We start from the raw sequence: 25,822 nt of genomic DNA, 5'->3' as shown, positions 1-25,822 counted from the left end.
GCGGATCTATCTCAAAACAAGTGATTGACGTCATATGAAGATCGTCGTACGATCATACAAGTTGATGAAGATGTTTCCCTTGCATGCAGCCTCCACCGAGATCTCGATGCCTCTTTGGAAACATCACGGAACCAACTCGACGTGGCACCTTCGCTCGGGCCAGCGTCATCACATAACAAAGGGGTTATCCATGAAACGTCGTAATCTTTCCGCTCTCGCAGTTGTCGCAGTTGTTGCTGTCTTCGCCACGGGGTGTGGAGCCCAGTCGTCGTCCTCCTCCTCGGCTGGCCCGAAGGTCACCATCGATGCGGGGGGAACGCCCGTGGAAGTGCAGGGCCCGATACGTCTGGCCTACTTTGCGCCGGGAACGAGCAACGCCTGGCTGCAGGCATCCACAAACACCGTGAAGGCAGCGGTCGAAAAGATCCCGGGCGCCACCGTCACGGTTTTCGATGCGAAATGGGACGGAACGACTCAGTTCAATCAGGTCCAGAACGCTTTGCAGAGCGGCCGGTTCAATGCAGCCATCATCGACCCGATCAACGACCAGATCATGTGCGACCCGATGTCAAAGACCGCCGCGTCCAAAGGAATCGTCGTTTCCGTCATCGCAGTACCCCTGTGTGGCAGGGCACTGAAGATCAAGGACGAGCAGTACACGCCAGGAACACTGAACTACATCGGCGGCACCGACAGCCAGACCGTATTCGACGGCTACATCGATTACATGGCCAAGGAAAACCCAGGGAAACAGACCGTTATCGCGTTGAGCGGTCCGCAGCTCTTCGGTGTGACCAAGAACCTGAACGCCGCGATCGAAAAAGCCAAGGCGGCCCATCCGGAGTTCAACATCATCTCCGTCGTTGACACGGACTACTCCCTGGCCCAGGGCCAGTCGAAACTGGCCCCGCTGCTGCAGGCAAACCCGGACACGACCGTCGTGTTCAGCGCAGCCAATTCTGACGTCACCCAGGGCGCCTATCAGGCGCTCAAGGCCGCAGGGATGCTCGACAAGGTGAAGCTGTATGACAAGGGCGCATCAAAGTGGGCCATCGACCAGCTGCGCAGCGGCGCCGTCGCTGCCTCATCCCCTTACTACCCCGCAACCATGGCCCAGCAGTCCGTCAACGCGATCGCCGACGCCTTCGCCGGCAAGAAAGTACCGACTTATCTCCCGAACGACGGCGCGACGCTGACCGGTGATGCGCTGCAGTCCGGTGTTCAGATCCTGAACAAGGCAGATGGCCTTAAGTTCAACGCCGAGTACTAGGGCACTGCGCCCGGTGGTGGATGCGCCAGCTCAGACACAAGCAGCATCAGGTCACACGATTCCCGAGTCGAAATATTCACACGGACAGCAAGGGTGTTAAGAATGCGAGAATCTGGCGAAGTCGCTGGAGGCAAGGTAGACGTGGTCGTTGTCGGAGCAGGCCCCGCCGGCGCCGTAGCGGCGAAGAGATTTGCCGAAGAAGGATTCAGCGTGGTTTGTCTCGAACAGGGCGCCTGGCCGGACTACGGGACCTCGCACGTCACTGATGAATACCTGGAGTTAAGTGCGGGCAAGCAATGGTCGCCGTCTCCGGAAGTGCGGCAATCGCCCGCGGACTACACCATCGACACAACGGACTCTGATGTCGAACCGCTGATCTGGAACGGCGTGGGTGGCAGCGCTGTGATGTACGCCGGCATCTGGATGCGCCTGATGCCCTCGGATTTCCGAGTGAGGACGCTCGACGGCGTTGCTGAGGATTGGCCGCTCAGCTATGAGGATCTCAGCCCTTTCTACGACCGGATCGAGCGCGATTTCGGCGTGTCGGGTTTCCCCGGCGATCCTGCCTTTCCCGACATCACTGGCTATCCGATGCGGCCGGCCCCCCTGGGCCGGGCCGGCCGCATGATCGCTAAGGCCCACAACCGGCTGGGGTGGCACTGGTGGCCGGGAAGCAACGCCATCGCCACCGAGAAGTACGGTAATCAAGGAGCGTGCGTCCAGCGGGGTGCATGCATGTGGGGATGCGTCAACAAGGCGAAAGGTTCCCCTGACGTCACCCACTGGCCTGACGCGATCCGCCTTGGTGCCCGTCTCATCCTTGGTGCAACCGTGCGGGAAATAGAGGTAAATTCCGCAGGGATCGCCACGGGAGTGGTCTTCCGTGACAAGAACGGCATGGACCGACGACAGGAGGCCGATCTTGTCGTCATCGCAGCGAATGGGATTGGCACCCCCCGTCTGCTACAGATGTCAGAAAGCCGGAAGTTTCAGAACGGGCTGGCTAACTCATCGGGCCTGGTGGGCAAGCGCCTGATGATGCACCCCTTCGCGGCGGTTGTCGGAGTCTTCGACGAAGATCTGGAGGCCTGGAAAAGCGTCTGGGGACAGCCCGCATATTCCCTTCAGTTCTACGAAACAGATCCGAGCCGGGGGTTCCTCCGAGGGGCGAAATGGAATGTCACCCCGACCGGCGGACCTCAGGCGATGACAGCCGCATTCCCCTGGGGCGGCAAGCCGATCTGGGGAGAAAACTTCCACAAGACCGTCGCCTCCAGACTCGGCCACTCTGTCGCCTGGGGCATCGTCGCCGAGGATCTTCCAGAAGAACACAACGAAGTCCTGCTCGATCGAGCCAGCATCGACCATCGTGGAATGCCAGGAGCCAAGTTGATTTACAAGACCTCACAAAACACGAAGGACCTCCTGGCCTTCAACGTCGACCGGGCCATCGAATCGCTCACTGAAGCCGGTGCCAAAGAGACGATCGTCGCCCCGATGATACGGGAGACCGGCTGGCACATCCTCGGGACCGCCACGATGGGCACCGATCCCGCGCAGTCCGTCGTCGATCAATGGGGCCGCGCCCATGACGTGCCCAACCTGATCATCGTCGACGGGAGTACCTGGCCCACTTCCTCGGGCATGAACCCCACCCCCACGATCGCGGCATTCTCCCTACGGGCGACCGAACACGCGATCGCATCACGACGACAGCAGGTGACAGCATGATCCCCGTTACCCTCGATTCCGCAGAACGCGCATGCCTCGCAAGCATCGCGGACCTTCTGATCCCCCGCGGCTCGAAGATGCCCTCGGCCAGCGAAGCGGACGTTCCCGGAGCAGGAATAGACAAAGTTTTTAGCGTGCGACCGGACCTCATCAACCGGGTTCGCGCCGCCCTGATCGAACTCGGCACAGACATTCCGGGCACGTTTTACGAGCTGGATGACAAACGTACCGCGCACTTCGGCGCCCTGGCCGAAGCTGTGACGGCCGCTTACTACCTCAACCCCACTGTCCAGGAACGCGTCGGGTACTCAACGCGATCGGAGATCCCCATTGAGTTCGACGATGATCTCGCCGAACTGACCAGCGCCGTACTCTCCCGGGGACCCATCTACCGGCCCACACCTGTGGCCCTGGCCCCCGGCGAGTCCCCAGCGGCGTCACCCCAACCAACGACGAAGGCGGCCAGCTGATGAGCGCCGACACTTTCCCCTCCCCCGGTGCTGATCCACGCATCGCCATAGCTTGCACCGGAATCGTCAAAACCTATGGCGGAGTCCAGGCGCTGAAGGGAATCGATCTGTCCATACCCTCCGGAACGGTCGAGGCGCTTGTCGGACAGAACGGGGCCGGAAAATCGACCATGATCGGGATCCTGACCGGTCGGGTGGCCGCGACCGAGGGAACAGTGCTGATCAATGGCGTCCAACCAACGCCCGGCGTTCCCCGCGCGTCCCGCGCCGCAGGCCTGGTAGCCATCTACCAGGAATTGACCATCGTTCCCGGTCTGTCCGCCGAGGACAACGTCTATCTGGGCATGACGCCATCCGTTGCCGGTGTGGCCAGGGGCAGGGATGTCCGCAAAGGCTATCTGAAGCTGTGCGAAAGAGTAGGAGTCAAAATCCCGCCCCGCACGCTCGCCGGCACGCTCTCCATCGCTGACCAGCAGATCCTCGAAATCATGCGCGCCCTCGTCGCCGACGCGAGCATCATCCTCCTTGACGAGCCCACCGCGGCTCTTTCAACCTCCGAACGCGATGCGCTGATCCGTCTCGTCAGGGATCTGCGCACCCAAGGCGTCACCATGATCTTCGTTTCACACAACCTCGAAGAAGTTCTCGGAGTCGCAGACCATATCACCGTTCTTCGAGACGGCCGCGTGTCACGCATTGGCCCGGTCGCCGAGTGGACGCGGGATCTCCTAGTCACCGAGATGCTCGGCGAAAACACAGGCCCGCTCCACGACGAACTGCTCGACCCCGAACCCCCGCCGGCGGAACATATGGCGATCGCTGATCGGCCGGTCCCGCTACGCCAGCAGCTTCCTGACAGGAGCCCGGCACCGCCGCTGGTGGCCACGGGCATCAACCTGCCCGGATTGCTCTACGACATCGACATATCAGTTCAGCCCGGCGAAATAGTCGGACTCGGTGGTCTGGTCGGCAGCGGACGTACGACACTTATGCGCTGCCTCGCCGGCCTGGAACCCCGCTCACAAGGAACAATGCGCGTCGACGGTGACGCCGTGGCGTGGCCCCGGACGGCCAGAAGCGCGCTCAACGCCAAAATCGCGCTTATCCCGGAGGACCGTAAGGGCCAGGGATTGGTGCTCGGCATGACCGCCATGGAGAACATCGCCATGGCCGCGCTCGGCAAGTCCGCGAACGCTGGCGTCCTATCCACCAGAAAGATGCGGAACCTCACGGCTCAAATGGTCGAGGAATTCGGATTCGACCCGAAACGCCTCCAGACCAAGGCGGGAAACCTCTCAGGGGGAAACCAACAGAAGCTCCTCCTTGCCAGGTGGCGATACCAGATGCCCAAGCTGCTACTGGCCGACGAACCAACGCGAGGCGTCGACGTCGGCGCCAAAGCGGAAATACTTCGCGCACTGAGGCGCTTTGCTGATGACGGAGTCGGTGTCATCATCGCCTCATCAGAACTGGAAGAAGTCAGCGCGGTCGCAGACCGGGTGCTCGTACTTAAAGACGGGCGAGGCGTCGCTGAACTTAGCCGAACGGACCACCCCGTGCACGTGCACGAAATTCTTAGCGCCGCATTCGGCGAGACCCACGATAAGGAGAACTCAGGTGTCTGATACCAAGATGGCCAACTTAGGCCATGCCAAGGGAACGGCCGGCACGATTCCCGCGTTGGGCAACCCTTCGTTAAAGCACATCGCGAGCACGGTATTCCTGCACTTCGGCATGGTCTGGGTCCTGCTCATTGTCGTCATCGGAGCCCAAATTGTGTACCCGGGCTTCCTCAACGCGGGCAATCTGAGCCAAATCCTGTCCCAGAACGCCCCTCTCGGCATTGTGGCAGTCGGCATGACCATGGTGATGATCGCAGGAGGGTTTGACCTGTCGGTTGGGGCGATTTACGCCGCGACAGCTGTCGTATACGCAGACATGGCGAACAGGATGCCCCTTCAGGCCGCCATTCCCCTGGCCCTCGTCTTGGGTGTAGTGATGGGCCTGGTGAACGGACTGCTCGTCACAAAGCTCCGCATCAACGCATTCGTGGCAACCCTTGGCACGGCGTCGGTATTCGGCGGAGGCGCCTACATCTACTCGCATTCGACGCCGATTGTCGTCTCAACGGAGGGGTTCCAGGACCTGGGTCTGGCAACTACCTTCGGCATTTACAACGCTACGTGGCTGTTTCTTGCCATATTCATCGTCGGTGCATTCGTGCTGTCCCGCACCGTCTACGGCAAGTCCCTGTACGCCATCGGCGGGAATGCCGAAGCCGCGCGCCTGGCTGGAATCCGCGTCGAAATGCTCAAAACCATCACCTACGTCGTCGTCGGTCTTTGCTCCTCGATCGGAGGCCTCATCATTGCGTCACGTGTGGGAGTAGGCCAGGCCGACCTGGGCTCTAGCATCGCCCTTGACGCAATCGCAGTCGTGGTCATCGGCGGAACATCGCTATTCGGTGGCGAAGGATCGATGTGGCGAACCGGCATCGGCATCCTCATCATCGCCTGCATCACAAATGTCTCCGATTCCATCGGCCTGGACACAAACAGCCAGTTGATCATCAAGGGAGCAATCATCATCGGCGCCGTCGCCCTCGATGCATACACCCGCCGCCGTAGGAGGTAACAACTCATGGCCTTCGATGACAGGGCTGCAAGCCCGTCCAGAAATCTCTATGCCCCCGTGATGGGACGCACCTACGTCACTTTCGATGACACCAAGACCATTACCGTCCTTGACCAGAGCCGTTGTGACACGCTCAACGCCTGGGTTGACGGGATCATCCCCGGAAACGAGGATTGGCCTGCCGCACGGGAAGTCAATGCGGTCGCGTACATAGACGCCACCATCCGCAAAGCACCCGAACTCCGCCTTAGCCTCCTCGCCGGCATCGATACTGCCGAACTGCTCGCAGCCCGTGAATACGGGAGCCTCTTCAGCGCACTCGATGCCGAACAGCGCAGATCGGTCATGCAGAAACTCGAAACGCAGGATGCCATAGACGCGTTCTCGGTCATCCTTGAACTCACCTATGAGGCGTACTATCGGGCACCTGCCGTACAGGATGTCGTGAAGAAGCGCACCGGGTTCAACATCAAAAACACGGTGCAGGGCGTCCCCCTCAAACCATTCGACACAACGCGGCTGGCACTTGTCGCCCAACGTCCGGACCACTACCGGAGGGTATCTTGAGCAATTCAACAGTCGACGCCGCCGACGTTCTTGTTATCGGCGCCGGTGCGGCTGGTGCAGCTCTCACGTGGAGCCTGGCAAAACGTGGCCTGAAGGTGCTCTGCCTGGAGCAGGGCGACTGGGTCAACGACGAAGACATCCCGAAAAATCATGCCGACTGGGAAGTGCGGGGCCGCCACTACTGGAACCCCAGTCCCGGGAAACGGCGCGGTCCGGCCGACTACCCGGTCACAAACCTCGGCGACAACCCTGTCGACGTCTATATGTACTCATCCGTCGGCGGAAGCGCCATCGGTTACGGCGGGCACTTCTGGCGGTTCCAGCCCTCGGATTTCGTCGCGAAAACCCAGGACGGCTTTGGGGTCGACTGGCCGATCCGCTACGAAAACCTGGTTCCCTATTACGAATTGAACGAAAAAATGATGGGCGTGTCCGGCGTCGGCGGGGACCCCGTCTCGCCCGGACGGCACGGAGTGGCGCTTCCGCCCGTCCCCATTGGCCAGATGGGTGACCGATGGATCGAGGGCTTCGACAGGCTGGGGTGGTATTACTGGGCCCAGTCGCAGGCCATCCTGTCCCGGGACTACAAAGGCCGGCCCGCGTGCGCCAACCGCGGATTCTGCGCCTTCGGATGCCCAAGTGGCGCACTGGCACTGCCATCGAACACCTACTGGCCGGAAGCCCTCTCATATGGTGCACGGCTCAAACAAAAATCCCGCGTCCGCGAGATCGTCGTCGATGCCACCGGCCGCGCCACGGGAGCTCGGTACTACGACGAAGACGGACAAGTCCACGAAGCCCGCGCGACCACGGTCGTCATATGCGGAAACGGCGTCGGCACGCCACGGCTCCTGCTCATGTCCAAGTCAAGCAAGTTTCCCGACGGACTGGCCAACAGCAGCGGGCAAGTCGGCAAGAACTTCATGCCGCACGTGCAAACCATGGTCATCGCCCGCTTTGAGGAACCCACAGACGCCGACCAGGGAGCGTGGGGCGCGACAGTAGCATCACGCCATTTCTACGAGACTGACCCCGCCAACGACCACAAGCGCGGATTCACAATGGCGGCCATGCGCGGATATTCACCCTTGAACACCGCCCTGGCCACCGCTCCTTGGGGTATCGACCATCACAGCACCCTCGAACACCACCTCAACCACGAGGCAACCATTTGGGTCTGCGGCGACGACGCCCCTGAAGAACACAACCGTGTAGAGCTCGACACTGAAAACGTTGACGCCTTCGGCCTGCCCGGCGTCAAGACTTACTACACACTCTCGGAAAACTCGAAGCGACTCGGAGCTCACGGTGTTCGCCGCGCCACGGAACTCGCTTACGCCGCCGGAGCAGACTCTGTGCGCACGACCGGATTTGACTCCATCCTCGGATGGCATCTCCTGGGTACCGCACGAATGGGCTCAGACCCTGCCAATTCGGTAGTGAACGCGGACAATCGTGCCCACGACGTGCCGAACCTTTACATCGTGGACGGATCCAGCTTCGCCACCGGCGGCGCAGTAAACCCAACCCACACTATCCAGGCCCTGGCCCTGCGGGCTGCGGAAAAGATCTGGGAGGCACGCAACTCCTGATCGTGCCTAGAAGGGCGCAACCCGAACTTCGGCATTTGAGCCGTGTGAACTGCAACGTTCTTCTTCGAACCTGGCTCCCATGATCGTCCCATCGATGAAAGTCGGCGCGAGGGACTGCTGAAGGTTTGCTTGACACTTTGACCTGCCCCAGGGATTGGTTACCCGAAATGGTTTGAGTTTTGGGCTCTCGCTGAGAGGCTTTCAGACATGCCAAGACCCTATCCACCGGAATTCCGCGCACGGGCGGTCGCCCTGGTCCGGGCCGGCAAACCCATCAGCCGCGTGGCCGCCGAACTGGGCATCAGCGAGGGCGGCCTTCATAACTGGGTCCGTCAGGACCGGATCGACCGTGGCGAACGCCCAGGACTGACGACGCCGGAGAGCACCGAGCTGGCCAAAGCGCGGAAGCGGATCCGGCAGCTGGAAACGGAAGTGGAAATCCTCAAGCGTGCAGCGAAGCTGCTCGGTGAGGACCGGCCGGACCCAAAAGGATCCACCCGGTGATCGGCGAGCTTGCCGGTGCCGGGTTCCCCGCGAAGGTCTGTTGCCGGCTGCTGGGCGTGAGCAGTCCCGGCTACTACAAGTACCGGAACCGGCCGATGTCACCGACCCGGATGCGCCGGCAATGGCTGACCGGGCTCATCAGGGAGGTCCACACCGCCAGTCGCGGCACCTACGGGTCCCGCCGGATCCATGCCGAACTGACACGGGGCATGGACGTGCGCGTCAGCGAGCATCTGGTCGCGGAGCTGATGAGCCTGGCCGGAATTGCCGGCCTACCCGGGCCGGCCAAGGTCAAACGCCTGCGGGGCATCGCCACCAGCGATGACCTCGTGCACCGTAAATTCCATCGCCTGTCGCCGAACGAGCTCTGGGTCACGGACATCACCGAGCATACGACAACTTGGATTCCAGCAGTCGTCGCAACACCTAATGGAAGGTGTGGTGATGGCTGGAAAGAAGTACACCGAGGAGCAGAAGGAGGAGTTCTTCCGGTTGCTCGATCGGGGCGGGACGGTTCGCGCGGCAGCACGCGGCGTCAGTGTCCACGAGGACGTCGGATACAACTGGCTGCGGAATACGGGCTTGACGATGCAGCGCGCGACACCGCGGGTGTATCCGGCTGAGTTGAAGGCCGAGTTCCTCCGACTGGTGCGCGAGCGGCAGATCATCTCGACCGTTGCACGCGAACTGGGCATCCATCGGCCGACGGCCTACGCCTGGGCGCGGAAGGCGGGCGTCTCTACGAGCGAGGCTCGCAAGGTCAACCCGCGGCGTGAGGAATTCTTGCGACTGCGTGCTTCAGGGCTCACCCGCGCTGAGGCCAGAGCCCGGGTTGGCGCGGACGCTCGCTCAGCAACGGACTGGGACAAGGGCATCACGATCATCAGCCGTGGCAGGGTCTATCCCGATGGACGTGTGGTGCGTTATCCAGAGCAGAACAATGGGAGGGTGCCTGAACGAAGATCCCGCGCAATCGGCGGCAGCGTCGACCTCAATATCGTGGAGAAGGTCATCGATCCCCGATACCTCAGTCTTCTCGACCGTGAGCGAATCCAGGACCTGCGCCGCACCGGGTTGTCGATGCGGCGGATCGCGACTGAGATGGGCCGATCACCATCGACGATCAGCCGCGAACTGAGCCGCAACACGGTCTCGACGAGGGGCTACCTGCCTCACACCGCGCACCGGCTCTCGGTCAGCAGGCGAGCAAGACCGCGAGAGCCTAAGTTGCTCACTAACGATGACCTTCGCTCCTACGTTCAGTCGAAGCTGACGAAGAAATGGTCGCCGCAGCAGATCAGTCGCCGGCTGACGAAGGACTTCTCGACCAACCCGGAGATGCGCGTGAGTACTGAGACGATCTATCAGGCGATCTATGTCCACGCCCGCGGGGAGCTCAAGCGAGAGCTCGGCAAGCAACTTCGTCGCGGTCGCGTCGCCCGTAAACGACATCGGCAGCCCGATGCTCGCCGCCCCCGCTTCATCGATCCGATGAACGCGATCGGCCAGCGGCCAGATGCCGTCGAATCACGGGAGATACCCGGCCACTGGGAGGGCGACCTCATTATCGGCGCGCTGGGCGGATCCGCGATCGCAACCCTGGTCGAACGGTCCACTCGCTTCGTGATGCTCGGCCACCTCGGGCGGGAACGCACCGCAGAAGCGGTCCGCGACTCCCTCATCACCGCGGTCCAACACCTCCCCGCCTCGTTGCGGGGAACACTGACCTGGGACCAGGGCGCGGAGATGGCTGAGCACCGAGCTTTCAGCAATGCCACCAACTTCGACGTCTACTTCGCCGATCCCGGGTCTCCCTGGCAACGCGGGAGCAACGAGAACACCAACGGACTCCTGCGGCAATACTTCCCCAAAGGCACCGACCTGGCCGGGCACAGCCTAGACGATCTCACTAACGTCGCCCACGAGCTCAATGATCGCCCTAGAAAGTCGCTCGATTGGGACACGCCCGCCGAACGGATGGCTGCTTTACTGGAAACCTCGTAAGCACACGTGTTGCGACGACTGCTGGAATCCAAGCAAGGGAGGGCAAGGTCTACTGCTGCGCCGTGATGGACACCTTCAGCCGCAGGATCGTTGGATGGTCGATCGACAGCAGCCAGGACTCTGCCTTGGTCGTCAACGCCCTGGACATGGCCATTAGAAACCGCCGACCCGTCCCGGGCGGCATCGTCCATGCCGACCACGGCGTCCAGTTCACCTCCTGGGCATTTACCAACAAGATCCGCTCAGCCGGCCTGATGCCCTCGTTCGGGACGATCGGGGACGGGTATGACAACGCAATGATGGAGTCCTTCTGGTCCAGCATGCAGATCGAGCTCTTGAACAGGAAACGCTGGAAGACCCGGACGGACCTGGCCAACGCGATCTTCGACTACATCGAGATTTTCTACAACCGCCAGCGCCGCCATTCCGGACTGGACTATCGGACTCCGATCGAGCACGAGCTACACTGCCAGAACCCATCCCAAACAGCCTGAGGCTCATTCTTCACGGGGTAACCAATCCCTGGGGCAGGTCACTTTGCCTGTGAGGATTTGATCCTTGCGGGTGGAAGGATGTTCATCATGCCCAGAGCCTTTCCCGAAGAGTTCCGCCGCGATGTCGTGGCGGTCGTCCGCAAGGGCGAAGCGCCCATCACTCAGATCGCCAGGGACTTCGGTATTTCACCGGCTGCCTTTCACCGTTGGATGAAGATCGCCGACAGGGAGGACGGCGTCGCGTCCGGTGCGGTGTCCGATGATGCTGCGAAGCTGCGGGAGGCCAATAAGCGCATCCGGCTCCTGGAGCAGGAAGCCGAAGTCATGCGCCGTGCCGTGGCTTATTTGTCCCGGGACATCAACCCAAAAAAATGATGTACCCGCTGGTCCGCGAGCTGGCTGCCAGGGACGCCCCGATCAGGGTTCCCGTGGCGGTGTTCTGCCAGGTACTGAAGTTCTCCAGACACCCCGAGCACGTGTGCCTGCTGACGCTGAAAGCCCTCGCCACCCGATGCCAGTCACTCGCGGCAGAAATCGCCACCGCCGACGCCGCGCTCCGGGAAATACTCGATACCTACGCGCCGCTGCTCTGTGACCTGCCCGGTGTCGGAACGGAAGTAGCCAGCCAGCTCCTGGTCACGGTCGGAGACAACCCGGACCGCCTTGGAAATGAGGCCCAGTTCGCTGCCCTCGTCGGGGTCGCACCCATACCGGCGTCCTCGGGCAAAACCACCCGTCACCGGCTCAGCAGAGGCGGCGACCGCAACGCCAACCATGCCTTGTATCAGGTCGTCCTGGTCCGCATGGCCTCGTGCCAGCGGACCAAGGACTACGTGGCCAAACGCACCGCGGAGGGCAAGAGCAAACGGGAAATCATGCGCTGCCTCAAACGCTACGCAGCACGGGAAATCTGCCGCCAGATCACCAACCCCCAAGCAGCTCCAGACAACACCGATTTGCGCCAGATGCGTACCGCACTCGGATTGACCATCACGACCGCAGCCCGCGAACTTGGCCAATGGCCCTCCAAGATTTCCCTCCTGGAACGGGGCCTCTTCCGTAACGACACCCTGGCCACGAACTACCGCCAATGGTTGACCGAGCAAGCAGCCCAAAACACAATTTTGACGCCTACAGGTGCATCATCATAGACAAGACAAGGCCAGGGAGTGACGGAGCTCTAGGATCATGGGGACGGGCATTCAGTCGGTTTCGGGGAGCAAGCAGAATGGGTAGTCCTGGTCGCATCCTCCGGCGGTGGGAGCCGGGGAACTCCCCTCCGGGGGACCTATGCTCAAGGCTGGCTCGTCAACGAGTGTTGCAGCGGGTATCGGAGTCACCTTTCGCGACGGTGAGGCGGAAGTGTGTTGCTTCGCCCATGTCACGGGACGACCATCGAAGGGTGGCATCAAGTCCCCTTCAGCGATGAAACGCGGCCGGCCAGAACCCGGTACGAGCCACCAGCCGGTCGTGGGGCAGTGTTCCCCGGTCTGCGGCAGGTGGGGGCGGCCTGTGCCGCTGGCTTGGACGGTGTTTTGACGTCTCACTTTTGTTCCCCTTTCGCTATCCAGGGACGGCAGCAGGTCCGGGCCGGGATGAGCGGCGCTTGGTCTTTGGGGTGCCGGAGTCGGCGAGCCGCCCTGCCGCCTCGGCGAGCAAGTCCTCCCGGGCTCCGACGGGGCGGACGTATCCCCGCTGGGTAGGTCGTATCCCTGCCGTGTCCAGGGCCAGCAGTTGCAGCGCGTGCTCGAAGGCAAGACGGTTGCAGTCCACGACCGGGACATCCGGGTGGTTGAGGACGCTCTCGTAGCCATGGGCGGAGAAGATCGAAGCGAGGTAGCCGCAGCCGACAACGATCGCGTCGGCCCCGTCACGAACCGCCCCTTCCGCCGCTTTGTCGAAGCGATGAATGAGATCGGTTGGATCGTTGATGGCTCGCAGCACATCTTCGTGGGTCGATTCGGGGTCATAGGCGCGGACCGGGCGGTCACGCAGGAATCCGCTTGCGCCCAAACGGACGAGGTCGTCGGTGAAGATTGGTGCGAGCGATGGTGCAACCGTCACGACCACCGCTCGTCTGGCGAGGCTTCCGACTGCCCGGATGCTGGCATCGGGCAGACTGGTGACCGGGATGCTGAGCGCGGATCGAACCGCTTCTGTGGGAGCGCCCCAGCAACCGATGATTACGGCGTCGGACTCCATCTGCGTGTTGAGGCTGCTGCCGAGAATGGCCGCGTCGCTCATGAGCCGGTTTGCAGGCGTGCGGATGCCGCCTGCGGCGACCGAGACGTGGCGAAGCTGCGTCTTCGCCCGCCCTGCGGCGAGGACTTCCACTTGCTGTGCGAGGAATTCCCACAGCTCGTTGAGTTCGGGGTCCCCATGCGTGGATTCGAGCCAGGTAATTGTCTTCATCAGGCGAACCCCTTCGCAAGCCGGCGTTCCACCCAGACGGAGGTCCAGGTCGATGGCACGGCGATGACCGCGAAGACCAGTCCCGTGATCGCGTAGATCTGTAGGTACTGGAAGGTGATGGAACTGCTTTGGTAGGCGTTGCTCATCAACTCGCTCACTGAGATGGAGTAGGCCAGCGACGTTCCTTGGAATGACTGGATGGCCAGGCCCATGAGGGCCGGTATCGAGGAGCGAAGACCCTGGGGGAGGATGATGCGGGTGAACGTCGATGTTTGTGGGAGCCCGAGGGCCATGGCGGCTTCGTTTTGCCCGCGGTGTACCGATTGGATGCCCGCGCGGAGCATCTCCGATGAGTATGCCGCAACGGTGAAAGTGAGGCCGATGGCAGCGGCAGCGAAGTTGTCGAAGAGAAGGCCGACGGATGGCAGACCGTAGTAGACGACGTAGAGGACGACGAGCGAGGGGATGCCTCGACCGACCTCTACGATGACGAGCGTGGGCCATTTCAGCCACGACAACTGGGATGAGACACCAAGAGCGAGGAGCAGGCCGACTGCGTAGCCGAAGCCCACCGAAATCACGGTGAGCTGGAGACTCACGAGCAGTCCCTGGCACAGCTGCGGGAGGTATTGAACGAGGTCCATCAGTGGTTCCTCCGGAGTCGGGAGTCGAGCCGCCTCGCGACGACCGCGAGCGGGACGCTCACGACGACGTACACGCCTGCAGCGATGAAGAACGGCGTGAGTCCCGCGGTACCGGGGTTCTGGCGCGAGAAGGTGGTTGCCGAGAACACCATTTCGGTCACGCCGATCGTCGACGCGATTGACGAATCCTTCAAGAGGGCCAGCAGGAAGGTGGTGATCGAAGGCAGCGAGGTGCGCAGCGCCTGGGGAGCGAGCACACGGATGAATGTGGTGGTTCGGCCGAGGCCCAGCGCATGGGATGCTTCAATCTGGCCGCGGGCGAGCGTTGCGAAGCCGCCGCGGTAGATCTCAGCCAGGTAGGCGCTCGAGATGATCCCGAGTCCGGCGATGGCGGCCGAGAGCGAGCTGAGCCGCAGGTGGCCGAAAGTCACGCCGAAGTAGAGCAGAAACAGCCATACGATGGTGGGCACCCCGCGTATGAGGTCCACGATCACCCGGAACACGGCCCGGATTGGTGGGTAATTCGAACGCAGCCCGAGCATGAGCGGAATGCCGACGATCGCGCCTATCCCGAAGGATGAAATCGTCACGAGCAGTGTCATGGGTAGTCCTAGGAGGACAAGGGCGATTGCGTTCACGTCAGCGCTCCAGGACGGCGCTGAGGAAGCGGCGGGTACGCTCCTGGACGGGGTTGGCCATGATCTCGGCGGGTCGGCCTTCTTCGATGATGTGCCCATCCGCCATGACGACGAGGTGGTCAGAGACATCGCGCGCGAACTGCATCTCGTGCGTGACCACGATCATGGTCATGCCGCCTGCGGCGAGTTCCCGCATGACGGCCAGGACTTCGAGGCCCACCTCCGGGTCGAGGGCGCTGGTCGGTTCGTCGAAGAGCATTGCCCGGGGGTTCAGCGCGAGCGCCCGCACGATGGCGATGCGCTGCTGTTGACCGCCTGAGCATCGGTCAGGGTGCTGATGTGCTTTTTCACGGAGACCCACTCGGTCCAGGAGGGTGAGGGCGCGTTCTTCGGCTTCCTCCCGGCTGCGGCCGAGGATTTTCTCCTGCGGAAAGGCAACGTTGCGAAGAACGCTCATGTGGGGGAACAGGTTGAAGGACTGGAAAACCATTCCGACTTGACGGCGGAGGTCAAGGAGGGCGCGGTCGCTGACCCTTGTGCCCGCCTCAACGGTGGTCGTCCCAACAGTAATCGTGCCCTCGTCGGGGGTTTCGAGCAGATTGATGCAGCGCAGCAGGGTGCTCTTTCCCGATCCGGAGGGACCGATCAGTGCTGTGACGCTGCCTGGCTTGACGTTAATGGAGATGTTGTCGAGAACCTGGTTGTCGCCATAGCTCTTGGAGAGGTTCGTGATCGTCACGCCTGCGGATGTGACTTGTTGCGATTCCGTAATCAGCTGCTGGGACACGGCGGAACTCCTTGGGTATAAGCGGGGCGCCGAGCGGTCGGCGCCCCGCTGAGGGGGGTCAACGAATGGAGGCTGCGGCCTTGTCTGCCGGCACAAGGAGATCGGCCGGAAGGTCGTATTTCGCCAGGAGGGCGGTCAGGGTCCCGTCCGTTCGGTAAGAGTCGATCAGCGCACTGAAGGCGTTGGAGAGCACGGTGTTCTCCTTTGCAACGGGGAACGCGATCGTCGGCTGCGACGTAGTGATCGCTACCCGGTCATCCTTCTTGGCAGGCTCCACCTTGAAGTCGGTCCCCTTATAGGCGGCGACGGCGACGGCGTACCCGTCGAGCGAGGCCTGCAGGCGCCCATTCATCAGGTCCTGCTTCATTTCGACGGTGCCCGGATACTGCTTGAGGTTCCCGCCCAGGACCTTGGTCATGTCCTCGTTCCACGAGAATCCGGTGCCGGTGCCGACGGCACCGAGCGACTGGAGGTCGGAAACGGTTGAGGCGTCCTTCTTGGAGACGATGCCCATGGTGTCGTAAAAGGTCGGCGTCGTGTAGCCGACCTGCTTGGCGCGGGCCGCAGTGACGTACCACCCGCCGGTGCTGATGTCGGTCCGCTTTTGCTCGCTGATCATCGGGATGCCGTTTGCGTAGGTGATAGGGACATAGGCGAGGTTGAGGCATTCTGCTGCGGCAAGCTTTGTCACGACGTCGATTTCCAGGCCCGAGGCGCTGGTCCCCTCGGTCTTGGTGTAAGGCGGGTTTTCGGGGACGCCGACGGTTAGCGTGCCGGGGGTGTAAGTCGTCAGTCCCTTGTCCTTCGGGGTGCAGTTGGATGAGACGGCGGGCGCGGCTGATGTGGCGGCCTCGCAGCCCGAAAGGGCGACGGCGGCGGCGATGACGCCGAGGAAGGCAATGGTGCGGAAGGTGCGGGGCGTCGGGGTGGGGATCATGGCGGGGTAGCTTCCTTTGCTTGGGGCGGGTGCTTCCGGAAAAGGCGCGCTCGGACCACGTGGGCGCCGGGCGGTCGGCTGGGAGATTCAGAACCGGATGGCGGAGAGGTCTTCAGGCTGGACAGATTCTGTGGCGAAGCGGGGGCGTCGCCGGTGCGGCGGCGATTGTGACGGAGGGATTGTTCGTTCTCTTCTCACGAAGCGTTTCCCTGCGTTGGTCACTAAGTACATCAACCGTGATAGTTAGGAGCAATGTGGAGTATCTTGTGGGAGACAAAGGATGTTCCTATAGATAGGGGGCCTGCGTGCCTCTCCCAACGATCAGGCAGCTTGAGTACTTCGTCACCGCGGCCCGCCTGCGGACGTTCGCCGCCGCGGCCGAGGCGCACCACATCGCCCAGCCGAGCTTGTCCGAGCAGATCGCAGCGCTCGAACGGACGCTTGAGGTTGCCCTGTTCACACGCACCGCACGGAAACTGATCCTCACCGACGCAGGTCAGGACCTTCTGCCCCTTGCCGAAAGGGCGATCGCCGACGTCGTCTCGATGGCTGAGACGAGCCGGCGAGTCCGTTCCCTCGAGGAGGGGACGGTGTCCTTCGGCACCTTCAGCAGCGCCCACCTGTACCTGCTGACCGAGCTGATCCAAGAGTTTCGTGCCCAGCACCCCGGAGTCCGCATCCGGGTGACAGGCTTGAACTCGTCGGAGGTCGCCGATGCAGTGCGCGAGGGCAATCTCGAGGCAGGATTGGTCCAGCTCCCGATCGACAGCCGCGAACTCGTGGTGACGCAGTCCGTGTTCGTTGACCAGGTGGTCTACGTCTCGCGACGGGAGGAGCACACCCGCGAGCCGGTCGAGATAACCACGCTCGCGCAGCGCCCACTGATCCTCTCCGAATCGCGCTGGTCCCATGACGATCCGCTGCGCGTCTCGCTCTTGGAACGTGCCCAATCGGCCGGCGTGACACTCGACCCCATCGTCGAGGTGGAATTCCAGACCCACGCACTCGAGCTCGCGGCGAAGGGCGTCGGAGACTCCCTCGTATCCTTCCACGTGGGACGCTCGCTGATCGCCGAGCACGGACTCTTCTGGGCTCCGTTGGAGCCCCCCGTTACCGAGCATTACGCGTTCATCACACGCCGGGCGGGCGCGGTCTCGCCGGCCACGGCCGAATTCATGCGATTGGCCCGGCGCATCCTCGCCCGGCTTCAGATGGCTCGGACCCGGCCCCCCGGCCCCGCCTCCGACTGAATCGCACCACGCGCCCCTAGGAAAAACCTTTGGCTGGCCCTCCCATCTGGCCGTAGACGGGCCCTTCGGCCCGTCTGATACTGGATTATCAGCAGCTTCCAAGTGATCTGCTGCACAACGAGCCAGTCCAGACTAAGGAATTTTCTATGATGCTTGCTTCGAACCTGGGAATCGCGATCGTCACGGGTGCCGCGAGCGGCATGGGACGGTCGGCCTCGGAGGCCCTGGTCAAGGAAGGCTGGGACGTCCTGGCCCTCGACCGGGTGGCAACCGAGTTCGAGGTCGCAGGAGAAACGATCCGAACGGTCGAGGTAGACGTCACCAATCGTGACCAAGTCCGGGACGCCATAGCAGAATACGCCGCCAGCACCTCCAAGGAAGTCGGTCTCCTGGCCAACGTTGCCGGAATCTACCCGCCCAGCACCTTGGCCGATTTCACCGAGGACCTCTACCGCAGGATTTTCGATGTCAACGTTCTGGGCATCCTGAACACGACCGCGGAGGCCGTGGCTCACATGCCCAATGGAGGAGTTGTGGTCAACTTCGCCTCCGTCGACGCGTTCGCGGTCTCTCCCGGCCAGCTTCTCTACGGCGCTTCCAAGGCAGCGGTCGTCATGCTGACCAAGGAACTGGCCCTCGAACTGGCGCCCCGGGGGATCCGCGTCAATGCGATCGCCCCAGGATGGGTCAACACACCCGGCAATGCGGCCACCGGGCGCATGGAAGCCACATCAGCCGGCATCCCGCTGGGCCGCGTGGCCGAGCCCGAGGAGATCGCCCGGTGGGTCGCGATCCTGGCAAGCCCTGACGCGTCCTTCATGACAGGAGAGACCATCGTCCTCTCCGGCGGCGACGTCCTCCGCTGACCACCCCGCGCACTCCATTTCATCCGGAAGGAACACGAACAATATGAGCACCTACTGCGTGATCGGCGCCGGCGCAGCCGGCCTGTCCGCCCTCGACGTCCTGACCCAGCGCGGCTTCGACGTGGACTGCTACGAGAAGAGCGACCGCGTCGGCGGGCACTGGAACACCGACTACGACGCCCTGCACCTGATCACTTCACGTAACCAGACAATCTTCGAGGACTTCCCGATGCCCGGGGACTACCCGCACTTCCCGCGGCGCGACCAGATCCGCGACTACATTGCTTCGTTCGCGAAGGCGCGAGGGCATGACCAGCGCATCATGTTCAACACCGAAGTCCTGTCCGTCACCCCGGTTGAAACCGACGGACCACTGGGCTCAGCAGGATGGAACGTGACCACATCCAAGGGCGCCGGGATCTACGACGGGGTGCTGATCGCCCCCGGCCATCTGTGGAATCCCAAGATTCCCTCCATTTCCGGCACCTTCGCCGGAAAGCAGATCCACTCGAGCGCCTACAAGAACGTCGGCGACATCGAAGGGACGCGGGTGCTGGTCGTCGGCGCCGGCAACTCGGGCTGCGACCTCGCCGTCGACGTCGCACAACACCGGCTCGAAGCCGACGTCCTCATCCGGCACGGGGCGTACTTCCAGCCGAAAATGTACTTCGGCCGGCCGCGCGCCGAACTCGACTTCATGTCCGAGTTCTCGCCCTCCGAGCAGGACCTCATTGCACGGCTGCTCGCCCGCGTCTCGATCGGCCAGAACACCGACTACCCCGGACTCCCCGTGCCCGAGCACCGCGCCCTCGCCGACGGTCCTGCCGTGGTGAACGACCTGCTGCTGTACTGGATCCACCACGGCCGCGTCGGGGTGATCGGCCAGGGCATTGAGCGCTTCGACGGGCACACCGTGCATTTCTCCGACGGTTCGTCCAAGGACTACGACACGATCCTGTGGGCCACAGGCTTCCACTCCAGCTTGCCGTTCCTCGACGACGCACTTATTCCACGGCGCAAGGGCAATCCTCTGCGCTATGGAGCGGGCATAATCCCGCAAGGACTCGAGAAGCTCTACTACATCGGTATGACCGCCCCCCGCGGCCCGCAGATCCCGGTCTACGGCGTCCAGGCCAAAATCGTCGCGCGGATGATTGCGATGCACGAAGACGCCGGGGACGGGGACGCCGGCATCGCCGCCTACCTGGGGCGGCTCCAGGGAGCCGATGACCGGATCGACATTCCCCGCGACATCTGGAATGACCAGATCGCCGACACCGGGCGGCTGCTCGACGCGTTCGCGGCCACTGCCGCCGCGGACCCGGCGAAGCTCGCGCAGTGAAGCATCCTGTCCGGCCCGACGGAGCGCTGCAAACCCCGTGACCCGAAACCCCAAGGACCCCCAATGAGCAGTACCCACCTCATCGACGACAGCCCGCTCACGAAGTATCACAAACGGTTGATTGCAGCCTGCTCGGGCGGGCCGTTCCTGGACGGCTTTCTCCTCAGCATCATCGGGGTAGCGCTCACCGGAGCCAACGCCGACCTCCACCTGAACGCGGCGACGCTCGGCATCGCAGGTGCAGTCTCCCTCATCGGGCTCTTCGTCGGCAGCCTGGTCTTTGGCCCCATCACAGACCGTATCGGCCGGCGGGTGATGTACACGGCCGACCTGCTGGTGATGATTGCCGCGTCCGTCGCATGCCTGTGGATCCAGGCTGGGTGGCAGTTGATAGCGCTCCGCTTCGTGGTCGGACTCGCGGTAGGCGCCGACTATCCCATCGCCACCTCACTGCTTACCGAGTGGATGCCCAAAAAGCACCGGGGGTCCACGATCGGGCTGCTGTCCGTGGTCTGGCTCGTTGGCGCCATCGTCGCCTACTTTGTCGGCTTCGCCTTCACCAGCGCATTCGGCAACGGCTCCTGGCGGTGGATGCTCGCCAGTGGCGCGGTGTTCGGTGCTATCGTCATGCTGCTCCGCATGGGGGCTCATGAGTCCCCCAGGTGGCTCATCATCAGGGGACGTATCGAAGAGGCGCGAAGGGACATTTCGTCGGTGCTGGGCCGCGAAGTCACCACCGAGGAAATCACGGACATGGTGACTCAGGAAGAGCCGCAGCGCCGTGCCCGGCTCACTGATCTGCTTCGCGGCATGAACTTGCGCCGAATCCTCTTCTGCGGCCTGACCTGGATGTGCTTCGCCATCCCGCAATTCGCCCTGTTCACCTATGGTCCGATCATCCTCTCGCACCTTGGCTTCGGCGAAGACACCGCCGGGGCGACGCTCGGACAGATCGTCCTCAACCTCGGATTCCTGCTGGGATCCTTCCCTGGAATGAAATGGGTGGAGAGCCGTGGCAGGCGTCCGCTGATCCTCGGAAGCTTCCTCTTCGGAGCCCTCGCCCTCCTTCCGCTGGGCATCTGGCCGGACGCGCCCGGCTGGTTCGTTATGACGTTCTTCTTCCTCTTCGCACTGATCAACGGAGCCGGAAACATCCTGGTCTTCATCTACCCGAACGAGCTCTTCCCCACTCAACTGCGCGCCAGCGCCGTTGGCCTGGCCACCGCGGTCAGCCGTATCGGCGCCGCCGTGGGCACCTACCTCGTCCCGGTCTCGCTCATCGGACTAGGCACCGGACCGACCATGCTTATCGGGGCCGGGCTGACTTTCCTTGGCTTTGTCATCAGCATCTTCTGGGCAGAGGAAACCCGCAACCGCAACCTCACCGCCGCAGCCCAGGCCCCGGCAGACGGCACCCCGGCATCCGTCTCCCACGCCCGGGGTAAAGCCGCCGGGAAGCTAGCACTTTAGAAAAGCGCCCGTTACCGGCATTCAGCGACGCAAGAAGAAGGAATGAAAGCAAACATGACCATCGCGGACATCTGCGTAAAAACCACGCCATCCACTTACGTCGCGGAACTCGCCGAGACCGTTCGGCGCCGCAGCCCATCGGAATCTGTGTTCCATCAGGCCGTGGACGAAGTGCTCGCCAACCTCGCCCCGGTCCTGGCCCGGCATCCGGAATACATCGAGGCCCGGATCCTCGACAGACTGGTCGAACCTGAACGGCAGATCATGTTCCGCGTCCCATGGGTTGATGACGCCGGCATCGTGCAAGTCAACCGCGGGTACCGCGTCGAGTTCAATAGTGCCCTTGGACCCTTCAAGGGAGGACTCCGGTTCCATCCCACCGTTGATCTCGGAGTTATCCGCTTTCTTGGATTCGAGCAGATCTTCAAGAACGCACTGACCGGGCAGGGCATCGGCGCCGGTAAGGGCGGCAGCGATTTCAACCCCGCCGGACGCAGCGACGCGGAGATCATGCGGTTCTGCCAGTCCTTCATCACCGAGCTCCACCGGCACCTCGGTGAACACACCGACGTGCCAGCGGGGGACATCGGCGTCGGCGTCCGGGAGCTTGGGTACATGTTCGGCCAGTACAAGCGCATCGTAAACCGCTTCGAGGCAGGCGTCATCACGGGCAAAGGCGTCGGGTGGGCCGGTTCGCACACCAGGACCGAAGCAACCGGCTACGGCGCCATCTACTTCCTGCGGGACATGCTCGCAACCCGAGGATGCTCGCTCGAAGGACGCAGGGCGGTAGTGTCCGGATCAGGAAACGTCGCGATCTACGCCATCGAGAAAGCACAGGCACTAGGCGCAACAGTGATCGCCTGCTCCGATTCCAGCGGCTACATACTCGACGAGGCCGGCATTGACATCGCCCTGCTCAAGCAGGTCAAGGAAGTGCAGCGGGCACGGCTGTCCGAGTACGCCTCCGCACGGCCATCGGCCCGGTACGTGACCGACGGATCTGTCTTCGATGTCCCTTGCGACGTCGCGCTGCCCTGCGCGACGCAGAACGAACTCGAAGAACAGCACGCGGCGGAACTCATCCGCAACGGCGTCCAGGCGATTGCCGAAGGCGCCAATATGCCCTGCACGGCCGGTGCGGTCGCCTTGTTCCGTGATGCCGGAGTCTTGTTCGGCCCCGGCAAGGCTGCCAACGCCGGCGGCGTGGCCACTTCCGCGTTGGAAATGCAACAGAACGCCGCGAGGGCGTCGTGGAGCCGTGAAGAGACGGAAGCGCGCCTCGAAAGCATCATGCGGCAGATCCATGACCACGTCCGCGCCACCGCTGCGAGCTACACGGGCGACCCTGACAACTACGTGGCCGGTGCATCAATCGGCGGTTTCATCCGCGTCGCCGACGCAATGCTCGCCCAAGGAATCGTCTGAGACCGACTCAAGCAGGATTCGTTGCCGAGGTGGATGACACCCACCCGACACAGCTTCAATCGAAAGGGAAACATGTCCACCACCCCATCGCTCACTGATCCATCCCCGCGACGTCTCGTCGATCGCGTTGCTCTCATCACCGGCGCCGCCCGCGGCCAAGGAGCCGCCCACGCCTTCCGGCTGGCAAACGAAGGTGCGACGGTGTATCTCGCAGATGTCCTCGACGAGGACGGGCGGAAGACCGCCGAAGAACTCCGGGCCAAAGGCCTCGACGCCACGTACCTTCATCTCGACGTCTCCAGCCCGGATGACTGGCATCGCGCGTACGAGCTGATCGATGCGAGGTTCGGGCGACTCGACATTCTCGTCAACAACGCCGGAATCGTCCGTGTGACGAAGCTGACTGAAGAATCGCTCGAGACCTGGAACCGCATCCTCAGCGTGAACCTTACTGGTCCGTTCCTCGGCATGCAGACGATGATCCCCCTCCTTCGAGCGGGCACGCGCAGCTCAGTAGTGAACACCTCCTCAATCTTTGGCCCGTCCGGAGCCATCGGGTATGCCTCGTATGCGGCGAGCAAAGCCGGGCTCCTCGGGCTCACCCGGACCGCCGCCCTCGAACTCGCTCCGGACGGGATCAGGGTGAATGCACTGGTGCCGGGAGGTGTGAGCACCCCCATCAACGCCGCCGAACCGGACGGCGGCGTGGTACCGGAGACACCTCTCGGTCGGCGGGCGGACCCTGCCGAGCTTGCCGCAGCTGTTGCCTATCTCGTCAGCGACGACGCAAGCTTTGTCACGGGAACGGAACTCGTCGTGGATGGCGGATTCCTGGCGCGATGAACCCGTAAGGGCGGCATCATCCGACAAAACAACCCGTCACCGGCTCAGCAGAGGCGGCGACCGCAAGCCCGCCCAAAACAACACGGATCTGCGCCACACGCGCACCACGCTCGGCCTCACCATCACGACCGCAGCCCGCCGACTTGGCCAATGGCCCTCCAAGATCTCCCTCCTGGAACGAGGCCTCCTCCGTAACGACACCCTTGCGGCGAACTTGCCGCCAATGGTTGACCGAGCAAGCAGCCCAAAACACAATTTGACGCCTATAGGAGCATCGTCGTAGACAAAACAGGGCCAGGGGGTCCGGAGCTCTGCGACGGCGCGCCCTGGACCCCACAGCCGGCCGCGCAGCGGACGCCCGAATACCTGGTGCGAGCGGGCGAGTACCAGGTTTCGGTTTCCGGCCGCTCCGTCGGACGGGAACCAGCAAGGGAGGTGACCGGCCCAAGGAGCCGGCCACCCTCTGACTAGGCTTGGGTGGTTCCCCTGTGGTTGGCGATGGCACGGGCGAATTCCCTGATGGTGGCCCTCTCGTGGTGCCAGCCCGGGCAGGCCTCCAGCACGAGCGGCGGAACCTGGTAGGACTGGCCATGATCGGGCGCGTCAAGGTCCAGGGCGGCGAGAACTTCGGGTTCAATCGCCTTGTAAGTTTCCTCGCTGACGCTGCGCTCGGTCCAGATGTGCCGGGCACCGTAGCGGGTCCGCTGCCCGTCCTTCTCCTGGGTGACCGGGACGGTGAAATCGCCGGTGGCGTCGGACTTGCCGCCTTCGAATTCGGCGGTGATTTCCTTCACGGCTTGCTCGCTTGGTCCGTCGGTCCAGAGGATATTGATGGTGGCGCCGCCGCTGTACTTGTCCGTCTGAACCGAGAACTTTTGTCCGGGGAATCCGGCTTTCAGGGCCTTGCGGATGAGTTTTGCGGTGTCGATGGCCGTGACATAGGTGGTGGTGTTCATGGTGCTCCTCGCTTCTCGCGGCGGTGGTGTGCCCCGCTCCGTGCGGAGCGGGGCACCTGTCAGGCGGTGGTTAGGCGGCGTTCCAGACGGTGCACGGCTGGCGGTAGCGGCTGGGCAGCTCAGCCGCCGCCGTGGGCAGGTCTTCCGGTCCTTGGGCCTGTCCGTTCTTCCAGTGGAAGAACGCCTGTTCGCTGATCGCATCCCAGAACCGGGCCTTGGTCCTATAGAAGGTCGTCCGAACGTGGCCATGCCGAACAGGTTGCCGATGTTGTCAGCGGTGCGTGTGGCGGCGACCATGACGTAGGGCCACTGGCCCAGGTCCCAGCCATCGCACCCCCAGCTGGGGATCACGGCCCAGCCGTGTTGTTCGATGAGTTCCATCCAGTCGTAGCCGCCGTTCATGTGGTAATCGCCCAGCACGGTGATGCCGTGGATCTCTTCGCCGGTGTCCTTGGTGGTGATGGTCGCGGTAGCGATTGCGTTCATGGTTTTGGTGTCCTTTGCAGAGGATTGAGTGAGGGAGCGGCGTGACCCGGCCCGCTACTCTCGGCTCCTCCCCCGTTGTTTTTTGGCTGCTGGCGAAGCTTGCGGAGCTGTGGCCGACGGAGGCCTGTCTACCCGCAGGGCAAGGACCGTGGAATCTGCGCAGGAAATAAGCGACGCAGGAGCGCCGGAGTCGATTCTTCGGGCCGCGGGCCCCGGAGGAACGGAGGGGCTAGCGGTCCAGCGTCGCTGTCGCGCCGTGGTGGGAGAAAGTATGCGGTTGCCTCGCCCCGGGCTCTGGCCGCGGATCAGGTTTCGGGCGGATCATGGAGGTGTCTGCCGCGGTGGACGCCGGTCCGTCTATGGTGCCGTGGTTAAGCCTGTGGGCTAGCGTGGCGCGGAGGGCTTCCACGGGAACCGTGGATTGTTGCCTTTGGAGCACGAGTGTTAGATTCCTCTGTTTTCCCTGTCCTCCCCTCGGCAGACGCCGACATAACGAG

General features: G+C 62.9%; 21 protein-coding genes and 4 pseudogenes. 18 read left to right on the top strand and 7 right to left on the bottom strand.

Translation table 11 applies throughout. The annotated features are described in order from the left end of the window. Window positions 1-190: 190 nt before the first annotated feature. The 12 genes and pseudogenes from ABD742_RS04535 (at window position 191) to ABD742_RS04475 (ending at window position 12,417) form a co-directional block, all read left to right on the top strand. Window positions 191-1,270, top strand: coding sequence for a sugar ABC transporter substrate-binding protein (locus ABD742_RS04535; protein WP_234748612.1), 1,080 nt, complete (start codon window positions 191-193; stop codon window positions 1,268-1,270). A gap of 102 nt (window positions 1,271-1,372) precedes the next feature. Then, window positions 1,373-3,001 carry a GMC oxidoreductase gene (locus ABD742_RS04530; RefSeq protein WP_234748613.1) on the top strand — a complete coding sequence of 543 codons (1,629 nt, stop codon included), beginning with the start codon at window positions 1,373-1,375 and terminating at the stop codon, window positions 2,999-3,001. Beyond that, window positions 2,998-3,471, top strand: a complete 474-nt coding sequence (locus ABD742_RS04525; RefSeq protein WP_234748614.1) for a hypothetical protein — start codon at window positions 2,998-3,000, stop codon at window positions 3,469-3,471. The genes ABD742_RS04530 and ABD742_RS04525 overlap by 4 nt, the downstream gene beginning before the upstream one ends. After that, complete coding sequence (locus ABD742_RS04520; RefSeq protein ID WP_234748615.1) at window positions 3,471-5,096, top strand: sugar ABC transporter ATP-binding protein; 1,626 nt, start codon at window positions 3,471-3,473, stop codon at window positions 5,094-5,096. Before ABD742_RS04525 ends, ABD742_RS04520 begins: the two co-directional genes overlap by 1 nt. Continuing rightward, the gene (locus ABD742_RS04515) at window positions 5,089-6,105 is read left to right on the top strand and encodes an ABC transporter permease (RefSeq protein WP_234748616.1); all 1,017 of its coding nucleotides are present in this window, start codon (window positions 5,089-5,091) and stop codon (window positions 6,103-6,105) included. The genes ABD742_RS04520 and ABD742_RS04515 overlap by 8 nt, the downstream gene beginning before the upstream one ends. Window positions 6,106-6,111: 6 nt before the next feature. Continuing rightward, the gene (locus ABD742_RS04510) at window positions 6,112-6,672 is read left to right on the top strand and encodes a gluconate 2-dehydrogenase subunit 3 family protein (protein WP_234748617.1); all 561 of its coding nucleotides are present in this window, start codon (window positions 6,112-6,114) and stop codon (window positions 6,670-6,672) included. After that, window positions 6,669-8,264 carry a GMC family oxidoreductase gene (locus tag ABD742_RS04505; RefSeq protein WP_234748618.1) on the top strand — a complete coding sequence of 532 codons (1,596 nt, stop codon included), beginning with the start codon at window positions 6,669-6,671 and terminating at the stop codon, window positions 8,262-8,264. Before ABD742_RS04510 ends, ABD742_RS04505 begins: the two co-directional genes overlap by 4 nt. A gap of 207 nt (window positions 8,265-8,471) precedes the next feature. Next, a pseudogene (locus ABD742_RS04500) lies at window positions 8,472-9,166 on the top strand (transposase); the annotation flags it as partial. A gap of 190 nt (window positions 9,167-9,356) precedes the next feature. Then, window positions 9,357-10,772: an IS30 family transposase gene (locus ABD742_RS04490; RefSeq protein ID WP_376940441.1), complete on the top strand. Its 1,416-nt coding sequence runs from the start codon at window positions 9,357-9,359 to the stop codon at window positions 10,770-10,772. 35 nt (window positions 10,773-10,807) lie between these two features. Beyond that, window positions 10,808-11,266, top strand: a pseudogene (locus ABD742_RS04485) (IS3 family transposase); the annotation flags it as partial. Between the two features lie 87 nt (window positions 11,267-11,353). Beyond that, window positions 11,354-11,727: pseudogene (locus tag ABD742_RS04480) on the top strand (transposase); the annotation flags it as partial. Then, on the top strand, window positions 11,701-12,417 hold the full coding sequence (locus tag ABD742_RS04475) for a transposase (protein WP_344789297.1): 717 nt from the start codon (window positions 11,701-11,703) through the stop codon (window positions 12,415-12,417). The pseudogene ABD742_RS04480 and the gene ABD742_RS04475, both read left to right, overlap by 27 nt. 412 nt (window positions 12,418-12,829) lie before the next feature. Here ABD742_RS04475 and ABD742_RS04470 read toward each other — a convergent pair whose 3' ends face one another. Genes ABD742_RS04470 through ABD742_RS04450 form a run of 5 tightly spaced genes read right to left on the bottom strand, consistent with a single transcriptional unit; the run spans window position 12,830 to window position 16,684 of the window. Continuing rightward, complete coding sequence (locus tag ABD742_RS04470) at window positions 12,830-13,678, bottom strand: aspartate/glutamate racemase family protein (RefSeq protein WP_234754766.1); 849 nt, start codon at window positions 13,676-13,678, stop codon at window positions 12,830-12,832. Continuing rightward, a complete protein-coding gene (locus ABD742_RS04465) occupies window positions 13,678-14,322 on the bottom strand; it encodes an amino acid ABC transporter permease (RefSeq protein WP_234754768.1) in 645 nt (214 codons plus the stop codon). The genes ABD742_RS04470 and ABD742_RS04465 overlap by 1 nt, the downstream gene beginning before the upstream one ends. Beyond that, a complete protein-coding gene (locus tag ABD742_RS04460) occupies window positions 14,322-14,960 on the bottom strand; it encodes an amino acid ABC transporter permease (protein WP_308193909.1) in 639 nt (212 codons plus the stop codon). Before ABD742_RS04460 ends, ABD742_RS04465 begins: the two co-directional genes overlap by 1 nt. A 1-nt stretch (window position 14,961) precedes the next feature. Then, on the bottom strand, window positions 14,962-15,747 hold the full coding sequence (locus ABD742_RS04455; protein ID WP_269992309.1) for an amino acid ABC transporter ATP-binding protein: 786 nt from the start codon (window positions 15,745-15,747) through the stop codon (window positions 14,962-14,964). 58 nt (window positions 15,748-15,805) lie between these two features. Continuing rightward, entirely contained in the window at window positions 15,806-16,684 is an 879-nt protein-coding gene (locus tag ABD742_RS04450; protein WP_234754775.1) for a substrate-binding periplasmic protein, read from the bottom strand. Between the two features lie 305 nt (window positions 16,685-16,989). On the opposite strand from ABD742_RS04450, the gene ABD742_RS04445 reads away from it, so the two are divergent. From ABD742_RS04445 to ABD742_RS04420, 6 genes are all read left to right on the top strand, one after another. Then, window positions 16,990-17,934 carry a LysR family transcriptional regulator gene (locus ABD742_RS04445; protein ID WP_234754777.1) on the top strand — a complete coding sequence of 315 codons (945 nt, stop codon included), beginning with the start codon at window positions 16,990-16,992 and terminating at the stop codon, window positions 17,932-17,934. Window positions 17,935-18,080: 146 nt separating this feature from the next. Continuing rightward, window positions 18,081-18,800 carry an SDR family NAD(P)-dependent oxidoreductase gene (locus ABD742_RS04440; RefSeq protein WP_234754778.1) on the top strand — a complete coding sequence of 240 codons (720 nt, stop codon included), beginning with the start codon at window positions 18,081-18,083 and terminating at the stop codon, window positions 18,798-18,800. Window positions 18,801-18,843: 43 nt separating this feature from the next. Continuing rightward, window positions 18,844-20,142, top strand: a complete 1,299-nt coding sequence (locus tag ABD742_RS04435) for a flavin-containing monooxygenase (RefSeq protein ID WP_234754780.1) — start codon at window positions 18,844-18,846, stop codon at window positions 20,140-20,142. Window positions 20,143-20,205: 63 nt separating this feature from the next. Continuing rightward, entirely contained in the window at window positions 20,206-21,612 is a 1,407-nt protein-coding gene (locus ABD742_RS04430) for an MFS transporter (protein ID WP_234754782.1), read from the top strand. Between the two features lie 54 nt (window positions 21,613-21,666). Next, window positions 21,667-23,040, top strand: coding sequence for an NADP-specific glutamate dehydrogenase (gdhA, locus tag ABD742_RS04425; protein ID WP_234754831.1), 1,374 nt, complete (start codon window positions 21,667-21,669; stop codon window positions 23,038-23,040). Between the two features lie 72 nt (window positions 23,041-23,112). Beyond that, on the top strand, window positions 23,113-23,883 hold the full coding sequence (locus ABD742_RS04420; protein WP_234754784.1) for an SDR family NAD(P)-dependent oxidoreductase: 771 nt from the start codon (window positions 23,113-23,115) through the stop codon (window positions 23,881-23,883). Window positions 23,884-24,350: 467 nt separating this feature from the next. Here ABD742_RS04420 and ABD742_RS04415 read toward each other — a convergent pair whose 3' ends face one another. Continuing rightward, complete coding sequence (locus tag ABD742_RS04415; protein WP_308193910.1) at window positions 24,351-24,839, bottom strand: LPD29 domain-containing protein; 489 nt, start codon at window positions 24,837-24,839, stop codon at window positions 24,351-24,353. 70 nt (window positions 24,840-24,909) lie between these two features. Continuing rightward, window positions 24,910-25,325, bottom strand: a pseudogene (locus ABD742_RS04410) (hypothetical protein). Window positions 25,326-25,822: the final 497 nt, after the last annotated feature.

This window comes from Arthrobacter ramosus (assembly GCF_039535095.1).
Taxonomy (GTDB): Bacteria; Actinomycetota; Actinomycetes; order Actinomycetales; family Micrococcaceae; genus Arthrobacter; species Arthrobacter ramosus.
Note: the sequence above shows the minus strand (reverse complement) of the source record. Positions and strands in the feature narration are given on the sequence as shown.

What these genes read in the sequence shown, in the direction of transcription:
- ABD742_RS04535 (WP_234748612.1), top strand. Translation starts at nt 191, where the DNA reads ATGAAACGTCGTAATCTTTCCGCTCTCGCAGTTGTCGCAGTTGTTGCT.
- ABD742_RS04530 (WP_234748613.1), top strand. Translation starts at nt 1,373, where the DNA reads ATGCGAGAATCTGGCGAAGTCGCTGGAGGCAAGGTAGACGTGGTCGTT.
- ABD742_RS04525 (WP_234748614.1), top strand. Translation starts at nt 2,998, where the DNA reads ATGATCCCCGTTACCCTCGATTCCGCAGAACGCGCATGCCTCGCAAGC.
- ABD742_RS04520 (WP_234748615.1), top strand. Translation starts at nt 3,471, where the DNA reads ATGAGCGCCGACACTTTCCCCTCCCCCGGTGCTGATCCACGCATCGCC.
- ABD742_RS04510 (WP_234748617.1), top strand. Translation starts at nt 6,112, where the DNA reads ATGGCCTTCGATGACAGGGCTGCAAGCCCGTCCAGAAATCTCTATGCC.
- ABD742_RS04490 (WP_376940441.1), top strand. Translation starts at nt 9,357, where the DNA reads ATGCAGCGCGCGACACCGCGGGTGTATCCGGCTGAGTTGAAGGCCGAG.
- ABD742_RS04470 (WP_234754766.1), bottom strand. Translation starts at nt 13,678, where the DNA reads ATGAAGACAATTACCTGGCTCGAATCCACGCATGGGGACCCCGAACTC.
- ABD742_RS04465 (WP_234754768.1), bottom strand. Translation starts at nt 14,322, where the DNA reads ATGGACCTCGTTCAATACCTCCCGCAGCTGTGCCAGGGACTGCTCGTG.
- ABD742_RS04450 (WP_234754775.1), bottom strand. Translation starts at nt 16,684, where the DNA reads ATGATCCCCACCCCGACGCCCCGCACCTTCCGCACCATTGCCTTCCTC.
- ABD742_RS04440 (WP_234754778.1), top strand. Translation starts at nt 18,081, where the DNA reads ATGATGCTTGCTTCGAACCTGGGAATCGCGATCGTCACGGGTGCCGCG.
- ABD742_RS04435 (WP_234754780.1), top strand. Translation starts at nt 18,844, where the DNA reads ATGAGCACCTACTGCGTGATCGGCGCCGGCGCAGCCGGCCTGTCCGCC.
- ABD742_RS04430 (WP_234754782.1), top strand. Translation starts at nt 20,206, where the DNA reads ATGAGCAGTACCCACCTCATCGACGACAGCCCGCTCACGAAGTATCAC.
- gdhA (WP_234754831.1), top strand. Translation starts at nt 21,667, where the DNA reads ATGACCATCGCGGACATCTGCGTAAAAACCACGCCATCCACTTACGTC.
- ABD742_RS04420 (WP_234754784.1), top strand. Translation starts at nt 23,113, where the DNA reads ATGTCCACCACCCCATCGCTCACTGATCCATCCCCGCGACGTCTCGTC.
- ABD742_RS04415 (WP_308193910.1), bottom strand. Translation starts at nt 24,839, where the DNA reads ATGAACACCACCACCTATGTCACGGCCATCGACACCGCAAAACTCATC.